The sequence below is a fragment of the Maribacter sp. genome (assembly GCF_049667165.1).
Lineage (GTDB): Bacteria > Bacteroidota > Bacteroidia > Flavobacteriales > Flavobacteriaceae > Maribacter_A.
Genome location: NZ_JBATHS010000189.1, coordinates 1 through 2,540, shown reverse-complemented (window position 1 = coordinate 2,540; position 2,540 = coordinate 1). Strand labels below are relative to the sequence as shown.

4 protein-coding genes are annotated in these 2,540 nt (G+C 39.6%); 2 read left to right on the top strand and 2 right to left on the bottom strand.

The features are described 5' to 3' along the window. The first annotated feature begins 9 nt into the window (after positions 1–9). Together WBM98_RS09810 and WBM98_RS09805 are read left to right on the top strand one after the other, a co-directional pair. Positions 10–885 (top strand): universal stress protein, encoded by an 876-nt coding sequence (locus tag WBM98_RS09810; RefSeq protein WP_424365844.1) that lies wholly within the window; start codon positions 10–12, stop codon positions 883–885. Positions 886–1,046: 161 nt separating this feature from the next. After that, entirely contained in the window at positions 1,047–1,316 is a 270-nt protein-coding gene (locus tag WBM98_RS09805; RefSeq protein WP_424365843.1) for a hypothetical protein, read from the top strand. A 5-nt stretch (positions 1,317–1,321) separates the two neighbouring features. On the opposite strand, the gene WBM98_RS09800 is transcribed toward WBM98_RS09805, so the two are convergent. After that, positions 1,322–2,131, bottom strand: coding sequence for a universal stress protein (locus WBM98_RS09800; RefSeq protein ID WP_424365842.1), 810 nt, complete (start codon positions 2,129–2,131; stop codon positions 1,322–1,324). Between the two features lie 113 nt (positions 2,132–2,244). Further along, on the bottom strand, positions 2,245–2,540 hold a 296-nt coding region (locus tag WBM98_RS09795), incomplete at its 5' end, for a zinc ribbon domain-containing protein (protein ID WP_424365841.1).

Sequence of the window (2,540 nt, the reverse complement as noted above, 5' to 3'; positions counted from 1 at the left end):
TAAAAAGGGATGAAAACTATAGTGTACCCTACCGATTATTCGACGAATTCAAAGGCCGCTTTGAAGTATGCCTACAACATGGCTTCACATATGGAAATGCGTTTGGTGGTCACCCATGTCTATGACTACCCCACCGTCTTGGGAACAGAGGGTTTGGATGAACCCTTCCCCCATACAGAGGAAAATATTTTTGATCGGCACCGTTCTAAATTGGAAGAATTCTGTCTAGAAAATCTAGGCGGTGATTTTATGAATCCGAACATTACGATAGAACCGGTTGAGAACAAAAGCATAGTAAAGGGAATCATTTCAGTGGCCGATGAGTGGCACGCCTATTTAATAGTCATGGGTATGAAAGGGAGTAGCGTTTTTCGGAAAATACTCATGGGAAGCACTACAAAACACCTCATAGAAAAAGCACCTTGCCCCGTTTTGTCAATTCCCAAAGAAACCAGTTATAGATTGCCCAAAACCATCGTTTACGCGACTGATTTTGAAGAAGAGGATGTATATGCCATCCGCAAACTTGCTGAAATGGCGGCGCAGTTAGATGCCGTAATAAAGGTGGTACATATCTCAACAAAAGAGGAATATAAGGGAGAAATGCAGCTCGAATGGTTCAAGGAGCTTCTACAGCAGAAAGTGAACTATGAGCGCATCGAATTTGAATTGCTTTTTACCGATAGTATTTTTGAAACCCTTAGGGTTTATGTCGGTGATGCCAATGCGGATTTAATTGTCATGTTAGAAAGGGAAAAGGTAGGTTTTATCAATAAATGGTTACATCAAGATCTCGTCAAAAAGATGGAGTCTTATGGGAAAGTACCCCTTTTAAGTATGCGGGGGAACCACCATCAACTTTTTTATTTTAAAAAAGCGCTTTAAGTATTTAGGGATGGTTGGTAATGTATGAAGCCTATTGATTTTTGGGATGTAGGGATATGCTTTTTTATTTATACTTGGTTATTTCCCATGAGACTGATCTACATCATTTCCAGCCTAATCGGCTTACACTATCTTGAAAACTAATCCCAAAATTTTATAAAATGATAGCTGTGGTAAACATCAAAAACCTTCAATGTGAGGATAGCAAAAAAGTGATTTTAAGGAATCTGAGCAGAATTTTGGATGTCCGTGTTGTTGATATAGATATTGAGAACGGCATTTTACAATTTCTGTATATTAATTCCAATGGATTACAAAAAGTAAAGCAAGAACTTTCCCGAATTGGCTTCCCAATAGAATTGGGAAATATGCATCCTTCCCACCCTTCATTTTCGCATGGTTCTGACACAAGGTCTTTCGCAATGATTTAAAATGCCTAGGCTATTTCGGGAAGAATCAACAAGGGCACTTCTGTATTGAAGGTCATTTTACGCACTACGGGTTCATGAAATAAATTCTCTAGGAAACCGTGTTTGGTCTTGAATAGTGCGATCATGCCTATTTTCTTATTTTCCTTGCCCAATGTATATAAGGAGGACGTTATTGACACCTCTAGTTGCACCTCTGAAAACCTTGTTCTTAATTCTTTTAGAGCAAGCTTCAAGGCTTTTTGGTTCTGTTTTTGGGTTTTTTCCAAAGCTTTTTCCGAGGAGATATGCACAACCGATAATGTGGAGTCCCACAACTTGGTCAATTTAATGAGCGGAGTTAATTCAGCGGTTATAAAGCGATGTTTGAAATTGTTGGCGAAGACGATTTCCTCAGGGGGGTCGCAGTCATAGTCCGTCGGAACGGCGATAATAGGCCCTGAGTCAAGCTGGCTAATGGCTCTGACCGTATTGCTGCCCATAAAAACGTTGAATAAGGAAGAAACCCCTTTGTTGCCCATGAACGTGTAGTCGATGGCCTTGTCCATCATTGTAATATTCAAGGCGTTCACCACTGATTCTATCAGAAATACGGACTTGAAAAGGTGTTTTTGATTTTGTTTTTTTTCTGATAGGATTTCAACCAAATGTTTAAGATCGTTTTCCAAATCGGCCTTGGTTTTGACATCTGAAGGGGCATCATGATAGGCATGAAGCACATAAAATATGCATTCTTCTTTTTCAAAGAGTCTCACAGCGTAGTCAATGGCCTTTTGCGCATTTACTGAGAAATCGGTAGGTAGTAATATGTTCAACATTTTTTATCGCTTTACTGATTGTTCTAAAGTACATAAGTCATAATTTGAATTCCATGATACTGATCAGCACAAAGGCATGGAGCATTTCTTTTTGGTACTTGGGATCGTCTTGGTCATTCCACCGGTTTTAGACCTTTCCATCTTTTTAAGGTGGGTAGGGTATTATGGGCCAGAATCGTCGCTTCCTCTCGGGGCATTCCCATTTGCTCTGCTATGAAGATGTTCTTTTCGATTTTTTGCGCCAAGCTAATCCCTTGGTCCGTAAATTTTCCATCGAGATAACAGAAATGACAGTATTCGGTGTTCACCGTATGGTCTTTATTGGTTCCGAAATCGGCCAAATGATGTATAGGCATCCCGCAACTTTGACAAACAGTATTATCCAAAGATTTCATTTGTATTGATTTTC

Bases quoted from the DNA above. Each gene is read 5' to 3' on its own strand.
- WBM98_RS09810 (WP_424365844.1), top strand. From the start codon at position 10: ATGAAAACTATAGTGTACCCTACCGATTATTCGACGAATTCAAAGGCC.
- WBM98_RS09805 (WP_424365843.1), top strand. From the start codon at position 1,047: ATGATAGCTGTGGTAAACATCAAAAACCTTCAATGTGAGGATAGCAAA.
- WBM98_RS09800 (WP_424365842.1), bottom strand. From the start codon at position 2,131: ATGTTGAACATATTACTACCTACCGATTTCTCAGTAAATGCGCAAAAG.